At 58.6% G+C, this 14,335-nt stretch carries 15 protein-coding genes; 4 read left to right on the forward strand and 11 right to left on the reverse strand.

Annotation, left to right across the window (positions count from 1 at the left end):
* The first annotated feature begins 20 nt into the window (after positions 1 to 20).
* Positions 21 to 491 (forward strand): type II CBASS E2 protein, encoded by a 471-nt coding sequence (locus GGR33_RS20860; RefSeq protein WP_183508827.1) that lies wholly within the window; start codon positions 21 to 23, stop codon positions 489 to 491.
* Positions 491 to 1,504 (forward strand): CBASS cGAMP-activated phospholipase, encoded by a 1,014-nt coding sequence (locus tag GGR33_RS20865; RefSeq protein ID WP_183508828.1) that lies wholly within the window; start codon positions 491 to 493, stop codon positions 1,502 to 1,504. Before GGR33_RS20860 ends, GGR33_RS20865 begins: the two co-directional genes overlap by 1 nt.
* 1,026 nt (positions 1,505 to 2,530) lie before the next feature.
* On the opposite strand, the gene GGR33_RS20870 is transcribed toward GGR33_RS20865, so the two are convergent.
* The 6 genes from GGR33_RS20870 to GGR33_RS20895 form a co-directional block, all read right to left on the reverse strand.
* A complete protein-coding gene (locus GGR33_RS20870) occupies positions 2,531 to 2,935 on the reverse strand; it encodes a hypothetical protein (RefSeq protein ID WP_183508830.1) in 405 nt (134 codons plus the stop codon).
* A gap of 52 nt (positions 2,936 to 2,987) precedes the next feature.
* Positions 2,988 to 4,235, reverse strand: a complete 1,248-nt coding sequence (locus tag GGR33_RS26455; protein ID WP_183508832.1) for a tyrosine-type recombinase/integrase — start codon at positions 4,233 to 4,235, stop codon at positions 2,988 to 2,990.
* Positions 4,236 to 4,636: 401 nt separating this feature from the next.
* Entirely contained in the window at positions 4,637 to 6,838 is a 2,202-nt protein-coding gene (locus GGR33_RS20880; RefSeq protein ID WP_183508834.1) for a VapE domain-containing protein, read from the reverse strand.
* Positions 6,839 to 6,917: 79 nt separating this feature from the next.
* Positions 6,918 to 7,112, reverse strand: coding sequence for a MerR family transcriptional regulator (locus GGR33_RS20885; protein ID WP_183508836.1), 195 nt, complete (start codon positions 7,110 to 7,112; stop codon positions 6,918 to 6,920).
* Between the two features lie 89 nt (positions 7,113 to 7,201).
* A complete protein-coding gene (locus tag GGR33_RS20890) occupies positions 7,202 to 8,035 on the reverse strand; it encodes a hypothetical protein (protein ID WP_183508838.1) in 834 nt (277 codons plus the stop codon).
* A gap of 372 nt (positions 8,036 to 8,407) precedes the next feature.
* Positions 8,408 to 8,821 carry a TonB family protein gene (locus tag GGR33_RS20895; RefSeq protein WP_183508840.1) on the reverse strand — a complete coding sequence of 138 codons (414 nt, stop codon included), beginning with the start codon at positions 8,819 to 8,821 and terminating at the stop codon, positions 8,408 to 8,410.
* 451 nt (positions 8,822 to 9,272) lie between these two features.
* Here GGR33_RS20895 and GGR33_RS20900 point away from each other — a divergent pair, with 451 nt between their 5' ends.
* Positions 9,273 to 9,518 (forward strand): hypothetical protein, encoded by a 246-nt coding sequence (locus GGR33_RS20900; protein ID WP_183508842.1) that lies wholly within the window; start codon positions 9,273 to 9,275, stop codon positions 9,516 to 9,518.
* A gap of 990 nt (positions 9,519 to 10,508) precedes the next feature.
* Here the strand turns inward: GGR33_RS20900 and GGR33_RS20905 are convergent.
* The 5 genes from GGR33_RS20905 to GGR33_RS26305 form a co-directional block, all read right to left on the reverse strand.
* Positions 10,509 to 10,757, reverse strand: coding sequence for a hypothetical protein (locus GGR33_RS20905; protein WP_183508844.1), 249 nt, complete (start codon positions 10,755 to 10,757; stop codon positions 10,509 to 10,511).
* Positions 10,758 to 10,767: 10 nt separating this feature from the next.
* On the reverse strand, positions 10,768 to 11,310 hold the full coding sequence (locus tag GGR33_RS20910) for a PAS domain-containing protein (protein ID WP_183508846.1): 543 nt from the start codon (positions 11,308 to 11,310) through the stop codon (positions 10,768 to 10,770).
* Positions 11,311 to 11,408: 98 nt separating this feature from the next.
* Positions 11,409 to 11,891 carry a hypothetical protein gene (locus GGR33_RS20915; protein WP_183508848.1) on the reverse strand — a complete coding sequence of 161 codons (483 nt, stop codon included), beginning with the start codon at positions 11,889 to 11,891 and terminating at the stop codon, positions 11,409 to 11,411.
* 308 nt (positions 11,892 to 12,199) lie between these two features.
* Positions 12,200 to 12,325 carry a hypothetical protein gene (locus GGR33_RS26300; RefSeq protein WP_281381194.1) on the reverse strand — a complete coding sequence of 42 codons (126 nt, stop codon included), beginning with the start codon at positions 12,323 to 12,325 and terminating at the stop codon, positions 12,200 to 12,202.
* Positions 12,326 to 12,542: 217 nt separating this feature from the next.
* A complete protein-coding gene (locus GGR33_RS26305) occupies positions 12,543 to 12,677 on the reverse strand; it encodes a hypothetical protein (RefSeq protein WP_281381195.1) in 135 nt (44 codons plus the stop codon).
* A 511-nt stretch (positions 12,678 to 13,188) separates the two neighbouring features.
* Here GGR33_RS26305 and GGR33_RS20920 point away from each other — a divergent pair.
* The gene (locus GGR33_RS20920; RefSeq protein WP_183508850.1) at positions 13,189 to 13,692 is read left to right on the forward strand and encodes a YciE/YciF ferroxidase family protein; all 504 of its coding nucleotides are present in this window, start codon (positions 13,189 to 13,191) and stop codon (positions 13,690 to 13,692) included.
* The last annotated feature ends 643 nt before the right edge of the window (positions 13,693 to 14,335 follow it).

Consider the following 14,335-nt stretch of genomic DNA (forward strand, 5'->3'; position numbering starts at 1 on the left):
CCCCCGTCCGTCCGCGACGCTTGACGCTCGCCCAGCAGCACGTGAACCTCAAAGGCAGCCCCATGACCCAGGGCGATGGCGGCATCGCGGGCGGCGCGTTGACGTGGCGGTTCCAGGCCTCGCCGTCCCCAATCTCACGCATGTACGACCTGCGCCTGATGTACCGGCTCAACGGGGTGCCAGCCGCCTTCGTCGATCACCCTGATCTGACCTCGCTCGCGAAAGGGGTGAGGATTCCTCACCTCTACTCCGAACAGCCCGCGCGGCTCTGTCTGTACCTTCCCAGCGCCTACGAGTGGCGGTCCTCAATGCTGCTGGACCGCACCATCGTGCCCTGGGCTGTCCTCTGGCTCTGGTACTTCGAGGACTGGCTGGCGACCGGAGAATGGCGGGGTGGGGGCGTGCATGTCTCGCCCGAAGTCGAAGCAGAGATCGTCGCCACCAGCCCCGGGCTCGGTGAGGTCTCTCAATCTGGAAAGGAGGCCGCGTGATGGAACCCGGCATCGACGGTCCCGAATTCCGTAAGATCCTCACCCTCGATGGCGGCGGCATCCGCGGGGTCTTTCCGGCCGCTTTCCTCGCCAAGCTCGAAGAGCATCTCAACGAGCCCATCGGCCGCTACTTCGACCTGATTGTCGGCACTAGCACCGGCGCAATCATCGCCGCCGGACTGAGCCTCGGCCTAACCGCCGGGGAGATCCTCCGCTTCTACGAGGAGAAGGGGCCCACCATCTTCGACCAGCATCGCGGCCCCTTCGCGAACTGGATTACCAGACAAGCGCGGTCGGCCCGCCATTGGATGGGCACGAAATACTCCAACACGAGCCTTCGGGAGGCGCTCGACGAGGTGCTCGGCACTCGTCTGATTGGGGAAAGCCAGACCCGTCTGATCATCCCGGCTTGGCATCCTGTTCTGGAGCGCGTCTACCTCTACAAGACCGCCCATCACCCGCGTTTCGAGACCGACTACCTTCAGCCGGCGGTCGATGCCGCAATGGCGAGCGCGGCAGCGCCGACTTTCCTCGACCCCTACCTCACGAAGGAAGAGGTCGAACTCGTCGACGGCGGCGTCTGGGCAAACAATCCCATCGGGGTGGCGGCGGTCGAGGCGGTGGGGGTGCTGCGGTGGCCGGGCGATCGGCTCAAGATCCTGAGCATCGGAACGACCAACGACGTGAAGGCGCCCAGCCGGATCGGAGGCAAGCTAGGTGCGGCGCCGAACCTCGCGCGGCTCTTCATGGCGGGTCAGTCCCACAGCGCTCTCGGCGCCGCGAAGATCATCACAGGCGATGTGCACGACCGCAAGGCGATCTGGCGGATCGACCAGACCGTCCCGTTGGACCGCTACACGCTCGATGACGTCTCGCGCATCGCCGAGATGAAGAACCGGGCCATCGTCGAGGCGCGTGAGCAACTTCCCGAACTGCGCCGTCACTTCTTCGGAGAGGTCGCCTTAGAGTTCGAACCCTTCCACCGGCTGCCGGCTGTGAAAGCCGCGGCGTGAGCAATAGCAGTCCAGGCCAAGGGCGCTGCGAAGGCTGAAGCCCCTTACGTGCGGGCGTGGGAATGCTCGACGCCTGCCTCGCAGGCCAAAACCGCCCCGATCTGCTCCCGGTTTTCCAATTTGAAGCGGAAGGCATCAAAGGGGCGGGGCGGCCTGTATCAAAGCTCCCCGGCCAAGAAGACAATTATCAGCGTCTGAATGTTGCTCGCGGGCTGCGGCTCTGAGACGGACCGCGCCTCGACGGACAACGCAACTTCCCGACGTTATGGCAGCCCGCAAAGCGTCTGCTTTGAGGCGTGAAGCAGCCCTCCAGAAAGGCGGCGTGCGAGGTTAGCTCTGGGTCATCTTCAGGCGTTCGTCTGCGCCGCACTATTTGGCCGCTTCAACGCCCTATCGTCCGGAATCCGACGGGTCGCTTTCAGGCAGTCTCATTCGGCACAAATGTATTAGCCGCATAACCACAACAGCTCTTGCCGTTCTGTAAGCGCACTTCGCGGCCGTGATTGCGATGCTCGTGTTGCGTATCCCATTGCGCGCCAGCAGTTTCACCATGCGCACGAAGATGCGCCCCGTTTAACGAAACGCCGCGCATGTCTTGCGCGACATACAGCCGACTGACAGCTGCACGTCGCGCTTCAAGCATGTTCAGCTACGATATGCCGCCACTATTGAGAGCTTCAGCGGCAATACAAAGGTTACTCAACGATCATTTCGATGCGATCTGGGGCTCACCATACAACCCACCTATCGCATCCAACTTCTGGTTTATCGTGTCATCACGGACGATTAGATACTTTGCCCGAAGAGCTGTCGTGACAGCATGCGCAAGAGTTAGCCCGACATAGCTTTCCGAGAAATTCTCGTATTCGGCTGGCGTTACGAACGACGCCCTCCAATTCGTTGAAAATCTCATAATAGTGAAGTGCCCCGAGAAATGCTTTCTTGCCATTTCCTCGAACAACTCGATGAGTTCTACTTCCATTCGTGTCATAGAATTTTCCTTTAATACTGCATTAATATAACTACTCAGAAAATCAGAAGTTTCGACACAATGGACTCATAGAAATTCCTGTGGTAAAGTCTTGCGTTTCGGTGCGCGCTAGCAGCCTCTTGGTGCCCCTGCAGATGCGCAACGGGACACGAGCCTCCCCGCACACCGAACGCGACATTCGACCAACTCGCCGCGCGAAACGCGGCGACATACCAATTTGGCAGAGGGTCAGCCTCGGAAGTTCCGCCACCCGCGACCAGCGCCACGCGCGTTGCCTCATGCGCCGCTTCTGTCAGTTCGGGACACAGCTTGGCTGCTGCAGCCTCATGCGCGAGAGCCGCCTCCCCGTGCGCCTCTGCCGCCATCGCGTGGCGCGAGAGGACTGCCTCATGCTCATCGCCAGGGCCGGCCTCGGTCGAGACCTGCGCAGCGGTGATCATCTCCTTCTCTCCCCTGATTTGCACGCGTGACGCGAGACCCGTTGCGTTCGGATTAAGCGGCAAAGGCGCGGTCGAGCGCGTCGCGCGCCACGTCGCTATTCCGGACGGCTTGCGTGTAGTGGCTCAGGGTCACGGCCGGGCTCGCATGGCCCGCGATCTTGGCCACGAGACCGACTTCGACGCCTTCGGCTTGCAGGGTCGAGATGAACGAGTGCCGGGCGGAGTGCGGCGTGACGTAAGGGAGGCCAGCGCGCTTCAGCAGCACTGCCCAGATTCGGGTGCGGAAGTTGGCGTAGAGGTGGACTCCTCCTCCCCCTATCCGTGGCAGCGGCCACGTCTGCCGCGTCCCGAGACCGGGGAACACACGGTGCGGCTCGCCCTCTCGATGCGGGCAGATCTTGCGCCACGCGGTCAGCATCGCGCGCAACCGCGCCGACATCGGGATTGAACGGCGCCCCGCCGCCGTCTTCGTCACCTCAGAAACGGTGCCGTCGATCTCCTGCATTCGGCAGATGCGGATTATGCCGGCCGCGAAGTCTACGTCCTCCCACAGCAGCGCGAGCATCTCACTTGGGCGGGTGCCGGCGAGGAACGGAAAGGCGACGAAGATGCCTTTCTCTGGATCGGCATCGGCAACGGTGAGGAGGCTCGTCACCTGCTGAGAAGTCAGGATGGCCTTGACCGGCTTCGCACGGCCCTTGCCGAGACGGGTCGGCATCGCGGGGGGTCGGACGCCAAGGTCCTCCGCAGCCAGCGCGAGTGCGCCACCGAGGTATTTTCGAGCGCGATTGGCGGTGGAGGCGCCCACTTGCTGGACGAGGAGCTTGTGCCAGCTCCGGATCTCGCTCGTGGACAGTCGGTTGAGCTTGATCGCACCGAGGGTCGGCTTGAGCGCCGAGCCCTGCGGCACGAGACCAGACTCCGTGTAGGCGCGGCGCTCCGCAGGGGTTGCGTCAGCTAACAGCGGATCGGTGATGTAGCGTGCCGCCTGCACGTAGCCGAACAGCGTGCGGTCCTTGACTTCACCGCGGCGGTTCTCGAGCCAGAGCGCAACGGCTTCGCCGACCGTGACGACTTCGCGTTCGGGCACGTAGGTCCGTGCCTCGACCGCGGCAGCGATCTCGTTGCGTCGAGCAATCGCCTCCTTCTGTCGCTCGAAGAAGAGCTGGACGCGCGCACCGGTCTTCGGGTCGATGAAGTTTAAGACCCAGCGCGTGTTGATAACAAACTCGCCAGAACGCAGCTTGCGCCGCCGATCGCGCTTGGTCAGGCTGATGTTGAAGGGGTTCGAGGCCGGCACGGCCGATACTCCACTGTTTGGCCAAAACAGAAAATCACGCGGTTACTGCGGGAACAATTATTCGCGCCAATGCCGTAAGTTGGGCAGTTAACGAACCAACAACGTTGGATAGATCAAGACGTCCATCGATTCAGCACCGCATCTGTAACCACGAATGTAACCGCAGCGAAATTTGAACGTTAGGATCGTTCCAGAAATACGAGCGGTCGTATTCGGGCATATTAGGAAATACGACGGCTAGAGCCGACATCATCATGATTGAATGGTGCGATAGCGGTAGGTCGGTAGCGGGTAGCGTCGGTAGCGCGCATACACCTCAGTCGGAGTGACTTACGGTCAGGCTGCATGCAGCTGAGGACAGCCGGACCCAATAAAAGACCCGCTACCACCCGCTACCGCTACTAGATTGGGATTGGAATGCTATCAGGATCGACATTCAATTCGAATTTGTCTTCGGATATCGAATAACCTTTCATCACCTTGCCTTCACATTTGATGTTCTGTGGGCCTTCCCATCCAATCTTTCGCATAAGCTGCGCGAGACGCTTGTTGAAGTACTGCGGCATCGCGCGAGGTTCCAGCTTGAGAACCTTTTCGAAAATGTCGAATGTTGATATCCTATAGTACCCACCAGTTTTTATGACATATTCTGAGGCATGAGCCCGTTCCCAATCTAATCCACGACCTATATTTTTGAGATGATCGAGCCAAGGGTCATCTTCCATTCGATCGTTTTGCTGCTCCGCTGCTGCTGCCCAGAGAGCTTCATCGAGTACAATCGATAGGCCATGCGCCTCTGACGCGGCGGCTTCTGCCCAGAGCTGATCTCGATCGGCAGCTAAAAGGTCCAGCGCGATCGCCCCCGTCCTAACTGGCCAGAAACGTCGATTTCCGGTCTGGTCCCGCAGATACTGATCATCGTTGGTCGTTCCGACGAAAACATTCTGCCGTGGCCTCGTTTCACGGAAGCGACCGTATGCTGGTCTTGCCTGGTCAACAGTACGGGAAGCAAACGCCTTGACCTTATTCATGTCGGCTCGCGTCAGCCCCTCCAGTTCTCCCAGCTCGTAGATCCACACGCCCTCGACGGCCTCCATCTGCGACTTCGGATCAAGTGTGAGAATGTCCTGATCGGAGAAATTCTGATCACCGGCGAGGATCCGCAGGGCAGTTGATTTTCCAGTACCCTGGCTGCCTTCAAGAATGAGGATCGTATCGAACTTGGTGCCTGGCTGCCGAATGCGTCGCACGGATGCAATGAGAACGATGCGTCCGAACGCACGATTCAAGGGCGTATTTTCCGCTCCCAAATACTTGACGAGCCAGGAATCGATCCGGGCCACGCCATCCCACCGCAAGCCATCCAAGTAATCCCTAACAGGGTGAAAGATATTTTCCAAGCAAAGCGTATTAGCCGCTTCGCGGGTATGGTCCTTTCCAGGGTCAAAATTGTACTCGCGCAAGATCTCATGCCGAAGTACAGCGCAGCCGTCGTCACTGAGTTCGCCTTCAAAGACCTGAAGAGCTTGACCACCAATTTTCTTGCGTCGATGAAACTCGTCATATTCGCAACGAAGGCCCAGACGAGCGATCGCCAGCAACGTGTTTCGCAACGTAGGACGGGGCCCGAATTTGCTCATATCCGGCCAGCCACCGTTCACCGTGGCAATGGCCCGATCGGCTTGCCGGAGTGCATGACGCTGCGATTGTACCTTCTCCCGGATTGAAGCCGATATCCCGTAGTCAGCATTCAGGAGAATGCCCGCGATCTCGTGTTGTGCGCATCCAGATCGTGCCAATGCTGTTGCTACTGCGAAAACCGCTTCGCTGCGTGACGGAAAGTGGGCTCCGGGCCGACCTATGGGGTTCTCAGCATCATCACCATGTATGATCAGCTTTCGAATCTTTTCCGGTATCGAAGCTTTGAGCGCCTCAATGGAAACAGGCTCAACAAGTGCCTTCCCGCTTTCTAAGGTAAGTCCGCCACTCAACTCAGCGACAGGCGCTTCATTGAACTGATCAAGATCATAAGAGAGGTGCTGGCCTGGAACATCTTCGACGACACGGGCAAGGGTAGGAACACGTCCCGCTTCGCGCTTCTTCTTGTTTGGAACGTTGATCGTCCACGGCAGGCGCATCACCCGATCGCAGTTGTGACAATTATCGCCGCCCAATGCTCTTGCGAGGGCCTTATTACAGCGCTCAACACGGTCGAGATCCGATGTGACAGAATTCAAAAGCCAGAGCCCCTGAAAGCCGCCTCCGGAAAAGATGACAGAAGTCGGCGCTGGCTCGTAGGCACGAATCTTTTCGAGCGCCGCCGGATCGTCGATGTCGACGTGAAGCCACATAGTGCTTTCGACGTCCTGCTTTTTTGCTTTCTTGTTCGCTGCAGAGCCGCGCAATTTTGCTACGCTGTAGTATATATTGTGACTACCCTGCTTTGACTCGATCCATAGCACTGCCTCCTGCCGCTGAGCCGCCTCGAAGGTGCGTGCAGTGGGGCGGCCATCCGGAGGCATTGCTACAAGATGGATTCGATCGCCGTTCTGCTGTTTGAAGGCAAAATCGACGGCTTTTACGCTATTGTGTTTATTGGACATGACGCAGCAACTCGCAGCGCGCGTCGCCGCGCGGCTCTCCAGCATGTTGAAAGGATTAGATGAGAGATCGATAACGCTCTCAGTTCGAGCGCATCAGCTCTTTGATCTCGGACGCTTTCACGTACGAGCGACTATTTAAGAGCTTGTAGATTGGGATCAGGCCGAGTTTTGCTGCGCGCTGGATCTTGAAATACGGAACATTGAGCGCTGTCGCGGCCTGCCGGAACGTAAGATACGGTTCAGGCGGCTCTGGCCTTGGCTTGTCTGTCATCATCCTCGTGTCTCCCGGCTGCGTTCGTTGCTGCCGGGATCTCAATTACGAGGGATCGAAGCCCATTTCCCCCAGACCCTCAGGGTCTGATTTCACAGGAGTCGAAATTTTTTGGCGGTTAGGGGCGGTAGGACGCGACGCGTAATTAGAGGATGCTCAATCATACGCTCCAATTCGATGTCTGTAAGTTTCATATAAGTGGATTTCAGCAGACCATTGCGTTCGGTACGTCCTGTAAGCTTACTTTTCTCGGTTTGCAAAAGACAGCTAAACCATTTTACTGGATATGGTCCCCAGGGCGCCCGAACGGCGTGTCTAATTTCTTCAAGCAGTTCGACTAACTCACCGTTAGCGTCTTCTCTATTCGCTCCCCCGTTGCGTTTCGCGTTTGCTATCCAATGAGCATACCAATGTCTTTGTATGATAGTGGAATCAGCAATAGCCATCATCGTCTGATGAAATTGCTTAAAATACTCATCGCGATTTCCAACGTATAGCTCAAGATAAACTGCGTGATGGAAGTGCAGACTCGCCCAATTGTTGAAAAACTCGGCCGACATTTTCCGTGCTTTGATCCCTTCTTCAACAGCTATCCACAGCCCGGGCTTTCTTACAAAACCAGATGGTCGCTCTTCTTCATCACCGCTCAGACAACCTAGCGTGTTGTTCAGATCGACTAGCCGTTCTCTTTTTTCCCAGTCTACGACACTAATGTATTCCCAACTTTTTATCTTAGCCATATGATCGCTTTCGATCATTCCATATGTCACATCACTGAGCTTACAACGCTCAAGATCATCATCGGTCATGACGTAAACTGGGATGTAACTTAACTTCATTTCGTCGAACTCTCGCCGAATTTCATCCCAATCAATTTTATTGCCTAATGATTTCGGCACGGCTTGGCTCCCAACACGTTTGCGCATGGTGCCAAGCCGTGATTGATTGTTTATTACTTTAACGTGGGCAGAGCTGCTGCCCTCCAGACATATTGCTTTCGTTATTTGGCGAACTGCGGCGACAGCAATGTCATCATGTCCTTACTGCGAAGGCGTACGGGTGGCATTCCCCCCAAACGTATATCGCTCGCATCAAGCGAAATGCGCACGTGCCGAAGACGACCTCGAATGCCCAGAGATGCTTGTCACGCTTGCGACTTAACGGAGCACGGGTCGCCGGTTACGTCTGGTCAACAAACCAGCGAAGGCGCCTCTCATGCTCATCTTTAAACGCCGGACTGGCGAGATAGCCGAGTTCAAGGTGACGCGCCCTCGGGCATGATCACGACACTTTCCCGTTCAGCAGTTGCGGCACCTATTCGCCACCCCCGACACCCTTCTCGGCTTGGCGCTGCTGTCGAAGCTGATCGGCAGAGTAGCCGTGATCTCGTCCTCTGCGTCGCCGGGAATGTTGCTGGGAATGGCTGGAACTGGGCTCGCAGCGCGGACAGCCGCAAGTGCGATCGCGTCGAGGTTCGGCTTGCCCGAGCTTCGCGCAACGACGGGATTGGTGACCCGGCCTATTCGGTCGATCGTCATCTTGATCAGGGCCGTGTGGCGTCCTCTCGGCATTTTGTCCGGCTTCCTGGCGTCACCGAAGGGTCGGATGTGGTTTGACACCTTAATCGGCCAGGGGATGTTCTCCGCCCTGACGGTCGAAGCGGCGCCGGCGAACATCGCAAGAACGACAACGATTGCGGTGACACGCGTCATCTCGGATCTCCGACGACTGCTTCCGCAACGAAACGGAATCAGTGATCAAGCTAGCTCACGCTTGATAAAGGCACTAATATAATAGAGCTTTTACAATTTATTATTGCCTGTCTAGGTTCTTAACCGAAGCCATTTTCTACTAGCAGTCATTGGTACTTTAGCTGCCGACCTCACCCTGCTTATAGCGTAGCAAACTCGGCGCGTTTGTCAGGTTCGCCAGCGTTGCTGGAGTGAACCCGCGCGGGCTCGGCTATGCACCCGGCGAGAGCAGCAGCGCAAAAGGTTAATCGTTTTATATCATATAGGTCACCGGCGGGCGTGTCCGGGCGTCTCGGGATAGATCGATTCAACTATGCCCTCTGAGCACAATTCAAGCCGAATAGATGAAGTCGCTGACCTAACGGTCTCGCTGTGCAATGCAGTGCTCCACGCTCATCTCTCCGGACGCGGAGTGGCGGACGAACAAGTGCAAGCACTCGCAAAGGCCGCCCGGCTCTTCCAAGACGAACAGACACCATGGCCTCCGATCCTCGAACAGGTGCTCCATGAACTCACTCGTAGTGTGACCGAAGACGAGGCCGTACCACCGGCAACGCAAGAAGCTGACGAGGTGGACATGACTGCCGAGGAGGGTCCGAGCAAGGATGAAAAGGGTGTGAAACGCTTCCTCAGCGCCTTAAAGAGGAAGAAGGACTAAAACCCCGAATGGCGCCGCGCACCTTGCCGACTTGCGAAGTTCAAATCGCGGTGCCTGGGTCCTACTGCCCGCGGACGACGCTCATCGCTTGCCGTAAAGCGCTGCCCTGAATGCCACGGAGCCGTAGCAACCGCAGGCGTCCACACGCCAGGCGGAAAGGTCAATCTGGAGCATCGGAAGACGCATGATGGCTGCCCCCGACTTGGAAGTCGATACACAGGTCGGCCGTCTAGACATCCGATACCTCTGTCATAGTCGGAGCTGTCCGCTCGCTGGCGCAAGCGTCTGGCTGGATGATTCCTTGATACCACCGCCAACGTGCCTTCCCGACGCGCTGAGGCACACCATTGGCGTCAAGGAACGTGCCAATCGTCACCTCGTCTGGATCAAGACCTAGAAGGTAGCAATAGTTGCGCGCCATCTGAATGGCTACGCTTTGCTCCAGTAGCCTTTTACGTTCCATGATCTCTCATGCCGATGTGAGCCGACCCCGCCAATCGTTCGGAGCTAGACATTCTTAAGGGGCAGCCGCATTTGGCAGCCTTGCGCCCATCGCAGCCGTTCCTTCAGCGTAGCTGACCTGACCGCCTCGAAACCCGGACATTGCTCGAGATTGCCGTCAGCGGGCTATGACCGCGGCACTCGGTGAGATCTTGGCCGCAGAAACACAGTTAGGCTATGGGCTGGCAGGCGCCGGGTTGGGTCTGGGTGTTGGGTATGGCCTCAGCGGGTACTATGGCGATGGGTGCGGGTACGGCTACGGCGCCTATGGCACGCCGTACTGCGGCAGCTACTACGGCTACGGGTACTGAGCACAGGCGCTCACCTCACCCGAATTTTGAACACGACGACCCCGGTTCGCACACGCAGCCGGGATTTCGTTTTTCCGGGCCGCACGGTGACGCGCGAGCGGTCTGCTTAGGGGGGCTTTGAGCGAACCCACGGCGTGCAGCCATCGCTCGTCGCGGAGGACGGCCTAACCCATCTCGGTCAGTGAGGCGCTGCTTGCCCTAGCAGAGCCGTGACACCTCGTGCCCGTCTGAAGGCAAAGAGTGCTCTGCGGCGCTCTTCGTAGGCCTCACGCAAGCGCGAGTTCGCTTCACCCTTTCGCGCTGCCGGTTGCAGCTCTTCTTCGTCGAATGGATAGCCCACGTTTAGCGCAAGCTCGTGCAGCCAAGCAGCATCCGCCACGGCGAACTCAAGCTCCGTTCGCATCAGGCATTCGTCGTTCTGCGGCATGCCCCCCTGCTCAGATGCGCTGGCTCTCGATCTCTAGGCGAAGCATTTGGAGCAAAACCCGGGTTCGAAAGGACGCCGAACCCAGAGCCCTATTTTCGAGCACCGCCAGCGCTTCGAGCACATTGGGCTCAGTAAGAGGCGCTGCCGCAGTGCGCATGAAGTGTACGGGTCTGTCGGTAATATCGATGAGCACGCCAAACCCGTGCCGCAGACCATCGGCCTGCTTTACGCTTTGGCCAAGGTCCAGAAGCCGACGGGTTTTGCCGGCTGGCGAACGAACACGATACTCCGCCGAGAAGATACCGCCCACTCTCGCAAATTCATCGATTTCCGGTCTCACCCAATCCCGGTCATCGGGATGAAGCCCGCTCAGCGTCTGACCCAGCGTAATAGAGTGACCAGCGAAATCCTGGTCTCCTAAGAGGATTTCCGCTGCACCACCATCGAGCACGACGTTGCCAGATACCAAGTCATGCTCCCAAGTGCCGACGAAACCCGAGGCGGACAGGGCATTGGAGAGCAGTGTCGCTGCGGCATCTGCTTGATGGATCATTCGTGTTCCCCCAACATCGCGTCCCCGAAGCGACATCGCAATTGATCTCAAATCATGCGCATCTTGCAAGCGGATGGCTTTGGAGATTGTCCGAGGTGTTAGCTCTCGCCCGGTTTCGCGTGGCTTCTGTCTGGGAAAAGGTTCTTGAGGAGCTTCTCCTGGCGCTCACGCCTCTCGGCCTCCTCCCGATTATGTGTGCGCACGGCTCGCCAGCGGTCACGGACGGTGATGATCGAGTGCGGCCAAAGCGAAACCGCGCGGTCGAAGGCGGCGCTCGCAATCTCTAGATGCCATACCCGGCCGACCGACATCTCCCTGGAGCCGCGTGCCGTCCAGATATCGATGTCGAAAGAGTTCGTCGGCATCACGGCTTGGTCGAGGTCGAGTTCAAGCGGCACCAAGAGCTGCGCGGTACAGGGGCGCTCGGCACACCGCGAACGCATTAGCCCGAGGAAATCGCGGAGGGGGCGGTTCTTTCCGTGTCGGGCAACCAGTCGCTCTAAGCTGTAAGACCCGCAGCGGCGGCAGCGCTCGCATTCAATCAGCAGGCGCCGGGATGGCACGTCTCCGAGGTTCTTCAAGCTGCTCGTCAACCTTGGTCGAAGGTCCCTCGGGCATAGCCGTAAGAGATAAGCCGTCGCTGTTCCCTACTCCGCCGCTCGGACTCGCATAGGTCCGCCAGAGCGTCCCGGATGACCAGCCTCAAGGCATCCATCGGATTGCCGCGGGCCTTCGCAAGGTAGGCATCGACAATGGCATCTGCCTCGCTTGGCAGCCGCGCCGGCAAGCCCATGAGTCGTCCTTCCGTTGGTGAGAACGGAAAGAGAACAGACAGGGGGCCTCAGGGTCAATACGACTAGCGGAAAGGGATGTGCAAAGAGCGCTTCGCCTAGCCCAGTCCTACGCCCAGTTCCACCTCGGCCAGCACCTCGGCCTTCACGCTTCGCAGGTAGCTCGTGAGCCGTTTGGCTGCCTCAACGTCGGCACACTGGACCCAAAGGCTGGAGGACCGCACGTCCCTCCCGAGGCTCCTCAGGACGGCCTCGGCGGGCCATGCCGCCTTCCGCTCAGATGAGCTAGCGAGGTGGCGGAGACCGTATGGCGTGCCGATGATGATCAGGACGCGTGCTGAGTCAGTCATCCTCGGAGGCTAGCCGCGAGAAGCTGGGCCGGGAAGGTCTGGGTTGCTGGCGCGAAGGTCGCACCCATAACCGCGTCGTTCCCCAATCGGCTCAGCCGGTCGGCTCGATGTGCTCGATGAACCTCAGGCCATCCCAAAGCTCGACCGCGTGTTTCTCCGCCATGACCCGAGCTAAGGATAGAGCGGCGGCGTCGTCGGCTGCATTGAGCTTGATCGTGTCGAGCACGAGGCCACCCGCGGTCAGAGCCGTCAGCCGATACCGGGTTGGAGACGCTGATCTGGGCTGCGTCATCATAGCCGGGCATCCTTCGTTGCGTGAGAGATACCGACCCCGCGCTGCACGGAAGTGCGTGGCGGCCTGTCAGCGAACGAAAACTAGGCCGCGATCGTTGGGTGGGAAGGTCGTCGACGCGCGCAAGCTGGTTGCTCCGACGTTCCCAGCCGCCGTGCCGACCTGATGCCGGGCAGCACGAGCAATGCCAGCAGCGCACTGCCCTATTCTGGTGCTTCGCTACGTTGCCCGTGCGCATTTCTGCCTTGGTCCCCTCAGTCTAAGGCCAAAGAGCTAGGGAATAGCCGCACGTCGCCGTCCGGGTGCGACTCGGCGCCTTCGGAACAACCAGTCTGCAACCCTGTTGGCAGGGCAGGCGCATAGTTTTCGCGACTAACGCCGCGCTTACGTATGCGCAAGACGAGATAACGCGGCCATAATCGCCTAGTATGAAAAGGAAACGGCCATGGGTCTTTTCACAAAAGACATCAAGACGTTGGACGATTTATTCGTTCACACCCTACAAGATATCTACTACGCCGAAAACCAGATCACGAAGGCATTGCCCAAAATGATCGACAAGGCGACCAGCCCCGAGCTTAAGCAAGGCTTTCAAACGCACCTCGGTGAGACCGAAAATCAGATCAAGCGGCTGGAGCAGGTTTTCCAGATGCATGGGCAATCGCCCAAGGCCGTGACGTGCCCCGCAATCAACGGCATCATCGAGGAAGCCAATGAGCTGGCGGGGGACGTTGCCGACAAGGACGTGCTGGATGCAGCACTTCTGGCCTCAGCTCAGGCAGTCGAGCACTACGAAATCACGCGGTACGGCACATTGATCGCGTGGGCCAAGCGGCTCGGACGCGATGACTGCGCTGGTGTGCTCCAGCAGAACCTCGATGAAGAGAAGGCGACAGATGAGAAGCTGACTGTGTTGGCTGGTAGTCAGGTCAATCGACAAGCCGCCTAAGTGTTTGCTGGGAGGAGGACACATGGTTGTCCTCCTCGCTCCTCTCTTCTGCTCATCCCGAGCGTAGCTTTGGCGCTTTTTGGCCTTCTGTTCTCGCCACTCTGCGAGGTTCACCATGTTCAGCGCCGTGAGCATCCGGCCTAGCATCCGACCAAAGGCAGCAAACATCAGGCTTGACGCCCTAAGCTCGGCCTCAACCTTCTGCGCCTCTGCCTCGAACATCTTCCTGATGCCAGCCGCCCCGCCAGACGGGAGCTGTTCGTCGGGATGCACACCGCTACCCATTAGACTCGAAGCAGCGCGCCGAGGAAGCCTTCGACAAATAGGTCCGCTCGATGCGGGAGCCAATGAGAAGACCGGGACCGAGGCGGTCGCAAGAGGAGCCTTAGTACGAGAACGACGTACCGGGGGAGCGCGAGCCACGGCATCGAAGGCGGCCAATACATCCACTTTACGGCGCCCGGCGATTGGGCTGGCGCGCGCGGGCCTTGAGGGCATCGCGTATTGCCTGACGGGTTTATTCGGGTGGCAGTGACGACGTGCAGCTCCGCGCCGTAGCGAGCCTGGGCTATCTCTCACCTCTCCGCATCACCCATCTGGGGGATAAGCAATCTTCGCTTGTATCGCTGTTAATCACTCACAT

Source organism: Methylobacterium brachythecii (assembly GCF_014196345.1).
Taxonomy (GTDB): Bacteria; Pseudomonadota; Alphaproteobacteria; order Rhizobiales; family Beijerinckiaceae; genus Methylobacterium; species Methylobacterium brachythecii.

Excerpts from the sequence above, each read along its gene's own strand:
- GGR33_RS20870 (WP_183508830.1), bottom strand. The coding sequence starts at position 2,935 with ATGATCACCGCTGCGCAGGTCTCGACCGAGGCCGGCCCTGGCGATGAG.
- GGR33_RS20905 (WP_183508844.1), bottom strand. The coding sequence starts at position 10,757 with ATGCCGCAGAACGACGAATGCCTGATGCGAACGGAGCTTGAGTTCGCC.
- GGR33_RS20895 (WP_183508840.1), bottom strand. The coding sequence starts at position 8,821 with ATGACGCGTGTCACCGCAATCGTTGTCGTTCTTGCGATGTTCGCCGGC.
- GGR33_RS20880 (WP_183508834.1), bottom strand. The coding sequence starts at position 6,838 with ATGTCCAATAAACACAATAGCGTAAAAGCCGTCGATTTTGCCTTCAAA.
- GGR33_RS20885 (WP_183508836.1), bottom strand. The coding sequence starts at position 7,112 with ATGATGACAGACAAGCCAAGGCCAGAGCCGCCTGAACCGTATCTTACG.
- GGR33_RS20890 (WP_183508838.1), bottom strand. The coding sequence starts at position 8,035 with ATGCGCAAACGTGTTGGGAGCCAAGCCGTGCCGAAATCATTAGGCAAT.
- GGR33_RS20920 (WP_183508850.1), top strand. The coding sequence starts at position 13,189 with ATGGGTCTTTTCACAAAAGACATCAAGACGTTGGACGATTTATTCGTT.
- GGR33_RS20910 (WP_183508846.1), bottom strand. The coding sequence starts at position 11,310 with ATGATCCATCAAGCAGATGCCGCAGCGACACTGCTCTCCAATGCCCTG.
- GGR33_RS20865 (WP_183508828.1), top strand. The coding sequence starts at position 491 with ATGGAACCCGGCATCGACGGTCCCGAATTCCGTAAGATCCTCACCCTC.